The organism is uncultured Granulicatella sp. (assembly GCF_963515095.1).
In the GTDB taxonomy this organism is placed as follows: domain Bacteria; phylum Bacillota; class Bacilli; order Lactobacillales; family Aerococcaceae; genus Granulicatella.
Window position 1 is genome coordinate 1 of sequence record NZ_CAUPXD010000050.1, and the last position, 5,695, is coordinate 5,695.

Sequence of the window (5,695 nt, forward strand, 5' to 3'; positions counted from 1 at the left end):
CAACTTTTGTTTCTGTCATGAGTAAGACGGTGAAACCGTCTTGGAGTTTTTCCTGTACTAGAAGCCAATTTGGCTTCTAGTACTGACGCTACAGCGATAAGTCATTTCTATTTTGTGCGTAAGCTTATGAGAGAGTAACTAGGACTTGATTTTCTAAAGTAGCGAAGGACGGTAGCAGCCCTTTTGGTCTCATGCTTAATGCTACGGGGAAAAATTATTGAAATATGGAGGCGACAAATGTCGTCTCTTTTTTTATAAAAAAAATTAAGAGATAAGGCTTGACAAAAGGATGAAAAAAGGTTATTTTATAAAACGTAATATTTACGATTTGTAAAGGAGATATCAATGAAACCTACTAGAAAACAACTATGGATGGCCGGATTAGCTAGTGTTCTAGCGATTAGTACAGCAGCTTGTGGAATAACGCAAGACCATTCAAAACAACAAAATCAACAACAAGCAGAAGAAATAACAGTTTCTAATGCTCAAATGACAAAATTTGAAAAACTTGCGGAAGAAATTAAAAATAACAAACCTAAAACAATCGTGGGAGAAGTATTTGAAAATGGATACTTGAAAAAACACGGAGATCATTACCATTTTGTATATGGAGCTCCACCAGCAGATGCTATTTATGAACAAAAAACTTCTACTACGAAAGCTATTAGCTCTACAGATGACGGGTATGTTTTTAATCCCAATGATATTGTAGAAGAAAACGAAATGGGATATGTAGTACGCCATGGGGATCACTTCCATTTTATTTATAAAAATAATGCGCAACAAACAATTGCTACAACAATGGCTACAAATTCAGTAGCACATGAACATCATGAAGAAGTAGAAGATGGCTATGTTTTTGATAAAAAAGATGTTGTAAGTGAAACAGAAACAGGATACGTAGTTCGTCACGGCGACCACTTCCATTTTATTTATAAAGATAAAGAAGGAAATCCAGTAGCAACTGCTGAACATCATGAAGAGGGAGATGAACACCATCATCATGAAGAAGAGGGCGAACACCACGATCACGATCATGATGGATATGTCTTTGATAAGAAAGATGTAGTGAGTGAAACATCAGAAGGTTATGTAGTTCGTCATGGCAATCACTTCCACTTTATTTACAAGGATAAAGATGGGAAACCAGCAGCTAGTGCTGAACACCATCATCACGAAAGCGATAAACATGAGCATGAAGGTGAACACCACGATCACGAAGGTGAAAAACATGAGCATGAAGGCGAACATCACGACCACGACCATGACCATGATGGCTTTGTATTTAGAAAAGAAGATATTGAATCCGAAACTGAATCAGGATATGTAGTTCGTCATGGAAATCATTTCCACTTTGTTTATAAAGACAAAAATGGGAAACCAATTTTAGATAATCACCACCATGATTATGCTGGCGATAAACATGAGCACGAAGGTGAACACCATGCTCATGACGGTGATAAACATGAGCACGAAGGCGAACACCATGATTATGACGGTGATAAACATGAGCACGAAGGCGAACATCACGACCATGATGGAAACAAACATGAACATGAAAATGAAGCAACTTCAGAAGATTATGTTTCTCCGATTCCAAATGAGAGAAATTTAACCGAAAAATCTCCAGAAGTGCAAAAATATTTAGATTATATTACTTATGCCTATGGAGTAGAAAGAAATACTATTAAGTTAGAATCTGCCTATAAAGATGGAAAATATGTAGGTAAAGTGTTTGCTTTCCAAAATATGGAACAAGGACAAGATAAGACACATATTCATCCATGGGCAATTCCATTACGTAATTTTGAAGTACCTAGTTCAGATACATCAATTGATCCTGAATTACGATTTGCACAAGAAATTGCTTCTTTAGCAAAACGTATGGGAATTTCTGTAAAAGATATTCGAATTTTAGGCGATAAATTTGAAGTACCACATGGAGATCATAGTCACTCTCTAAAAATTCAAAATATTGAAGGTGCAAAAAAATATGTTGCGAATAAATTAAAAGAAATAACTCCTAAATATGTCGCAGGAGATTTAGATACGAAAGCCATTGAAAGTCAAATTGAAGCTTTAGCGAATAAAGCATCTGAAAAATATAAAACTCAACCTGTTGAATTAAGCCGTATCTTAACAAGTTTACGAGAAATCAAAGAACGTTTAGATGAAAAAGGAAATTCAACTCAAGGATATTTAGAGTTATTAAAACAATTTGATGAAATATATATTGAAAAAGCAACAACAGTTACATCTTCAGAACTTTCTAAAGAGGAAAAAGCATTAAATACATTACACGAAAGTATTATTCGTACAATTAATGATTTAGAATTAACTGATTATAATGTTACAAAAGATGAGTTGAGAGATGCAGCGAATAAAGCAATTGAATCAAAAGATATGAAAGCTTTAGAAGCTGTAAGAGATTATGTACAAGCATTACAGGATGCGAATAAGCGTCTTGGAGTTGAAGGTATGAAGTATTTATACTTCTTAACACAACATGTTCAAGATAAACCATTACCTTTTGAATTAAGAGAAAAAGTTTCTGATTTAATTGCAAAATTATCGAAAGCAAAATTCATTCCTGGTGAAACAGGAACAACTGAAGCGATTATTAGTCCATCTTATTTTACCACAAAAGAAATCAAAAAAGCTCATGAAAATCCATCTGAAAAAGCGGATACAAGAGTTGGAGATAACTATAAAGCAATTGCAAAACCAGATGATGAAGAGTCAATGAGTAAATTAGCTGAGATGAAAGAATTTGCTGAAATGGCATTAGAACAAGCAGATAAAGATGATTCACTCCCAACTTCAGATTTCACAGAAGAACTATCTGAAGAAGTGAAGAAAGATTTAGCAACACCAAAATCTAAAGATCAAGCAACTTCAGAGAATACAACAACTCCGAAAGCAGAAGAATCAACTGCTAATGAAGCAAGTACTCCAGCGGAAGCTGAGAAACCAGTGGTTACTGATAAAGCAGAAGAAACTGTAGCACCAGCTACTGCAACAACTGCTTCACAACCTGCAACGTCAGCTAGTGAACAACCACACGCTTAATATGTCGATAAACTGATAGCCAAACTACTTGTAGAACATACATATAGTGGCAATCGAAAAAGAACCGAATTGTACCGAATTCGGTTCTTTTTTTATATAATAATTATAATTATTATAAATCAATGAAAAGTATTGATTTTATAACAAAGAAAGCGTATTCTACAATTGGTTAAAATAATCATTTAACCAAAATAGATTCTTTTAAAAAGAGGGGATAGCTATGAATAAAAAAGTTAGTAAGACATTATTATCTACCGTCCTTATTGGACTTGTGTTATCTCAACAAGCTGTTGAAGCTTGTTCTGCATTTATTATTGGTAAAGGACTAACAAAAGATGGTTCGTTCTTGTATGGACGTACGGAAGATTATCCATCTTACCATCCAGATGGTACACAACAACATACTCATAATAAAAACTTTTTTGTAAATCCTGCTAAGGATTATAAAGAAGGCGAAGTTTTATTAGATAGAACAAATGGAACTGAATATCCTCATTTAAAATATGAATATAAATATACAGTAGTAGCCGATGATTCAAGAGATACAGATGATGGTATTTTTTCTGAACATGGTTTTAATGAACATGGTGTTTCAATGACTGCAACAGTAACTGCTACACCACGTAATGAAGTTGTTGGTGGAAAAGCACCAAAAATTGCTGCTGACGGAAGACCATTAGAAGGACCAGAAAATGAAATTGATTATCCAGCAATTGATCCATTAGTTGAAACTGGAGTTAGTGAAGCTATAGTAACAGATTTAATCTTACCGCGTGTAAAAACAGCTAAAGAAGCAGTTGAATTACTAGCAAAAGAAATTGATGAAAAAGGATCTACTGAAGGAAATATTATTGTTTTTGCCGATGAAAATGAATTATGGTATGTGGAAATTTATTCTGGACATCAATATGTAGCCTTTAAATATCCAGATGATAAATATTCTGTATTCCCTAATACTTATTTCTTAGGTAAAGTCAATATTAATGATAAAGAAAATATTATTGCTTCCAAGGGAATTATTGAAACTGCTAAAAAGGCAGGAGTATTTGTTGGAGATGAAAGTAAAGGGGAAATTGATTTAGCAGCTACTTATGCGCCACCTTTAGAAAATGGGGACCGTTCTCGTGTGTATGCAGGAATTAAGTTACTAAATCCATCTTCTAATGTAACCTATCAAGATAAACGTTATGAATTTTTACAAGATAGTCCAAGAAGAGATTTCACTGTATTAGATGGACTAAATGTTCAAAGAAATCGTTTCGAAACATTAAACGGAGAATTAGTACCTGATGATCAAGTACCAGGTTATGATACTAAGAAAGATTATTATAGAAAACAAGCAGATCCATCAGATCCAAATTATGGAAAATATGCTTATGCTCCAGGAAACGAAAATGTGATTGATCCACACGTTTATCAAATTAATCAAAAATTACCGCAATCATTAGGTGGAGTAATGTGGTTAAGTTTAGGTCGTTCTCGTAATACACCATATGTTCCTTACTTTGGTAGTATTAAAGATACATTTGAAGCTTATAAAGTAAGAGGAGATAGATATAAACCTGATTCTTGGTATTGGGTAGCTACTAATATTGATACAATGGTAATGGATCATCCAGAATTATTTGGAAAATCTATTCGTACGAACTGGGAAAAAATGGAAGCATTACTAATGGATTATCAAAACCAATTAATTGATGAATATACAGGTAAATCTGATGATTATGTAAAAGAACATGCTGATGAATATACTGCTAAATCAATTGCAGTTGCAAAATCTGTTTTCCAATTGATGAAAGATGTAGAAGCTAAGATGGAAAAAGCTGTTGAAACAAAAACACCACTAGCAAGTCCATTTATCGATGTGACACCATTAAAAGAAGTATTAGCTCGTCTACAACCTACTGTACCTCAACCAGCTGAACCTTCCGAAACAACAACAGCTGCATCAACGACAAATACGAATACTTATATTGCTTCAAATAATCAATCTTCAACCTCTTTTAATACAACTCAAACAACACCTGTTCAAAAGAAAGGTTTTGATGGTAAACATTATATCAATGAAGAAGGACAAAAGGTAAGTAATCAATGGGTTTATGATGTGACTTATCAAAGCTGGTTCTTTATTGATTCAAATGGAGAATATGTTGAAAATCAATGGGTTGGAGATTACTATGTAAAACCTGGCGGATACATGGCGAAGTCAGAATGGATTCATGATCGAAAATCTAATACTTGGTATTTTGTAAATTCTGAAGGAAAATACTTAAGAAATACTTGGGAAAAAATTGATAATAAATGGTATTACTATAATGGATCAGGTAAGATGGAAAGTGATTGGGTATTCTTAAATGGGAAATGGTTCTATTTAGAAGAAAGTGGAGCAATGAAAGAAAACCAATGGTTTGAAGTCAATGGAAAATGGTACTATGTTGATGAATCAGGTGAATTATTAGTCAATACGAAAACTCCTGATGGATACTATGTAAACGAAAATGGAGAATGGGTTTAATTCTTTAAAGTAAATAAGGAATCCATTAGAATTGCTAAATTCTAATGGATTTTCTAGTTATGTGACTTTCAGTCCGTCACGCTCCGTAGGTGCGTGACAAATAAACCACCC

The 5,695-nt window shown here is 33.7% G+C and carries 2 protein-coding genes; both read left to right on the forward strand.

Annotated elements, in window-relative coordinates:
- The first annotated feature begins 345 nt into the window (after positions 1 to 345).
- Positions 346 to 3,069, forward strand: coding sequence for a pneumococcal-type histidine triad protein (locus RWL86_RS08105; protein WP_314078702.1), 2,724 nt, complete (start codon positions 346 to 348; stop codon positions 3,067 to 3,069).
- Between the two features lie 220 nt (positions 3,070 to 3,289).
- Positions 3,290 to 5,584, forward strand: coding sequence for a C69 family dipeptidase (locus tag RWL86_RS08110; RefSeq protein ID WP_314078704.1), 2,295 nt, complete (start codon positions 3,290 to 3,292; stop codon positions 5,582 to 5,584).
- The last annotated feature ends 111 nt before the right edge of the window (positions 5,585 to 5,695 follow it).

Coding starts and splice junctions, on each gene's coding strand:
- RWL86_RS08110 (WP_314078704.1), top strand. CDS start 3,290: ATGAATAAAAAAGTTAGTAAGACATTATTATCTACCGTCCTTATTGGA.
- RWL86_RS08105 (WP_314078702.1), top strand. CDS start 346: ATGAAACCTACTAGAAAACAACTATGGATGGCCGGATTAGCTAGTGTT.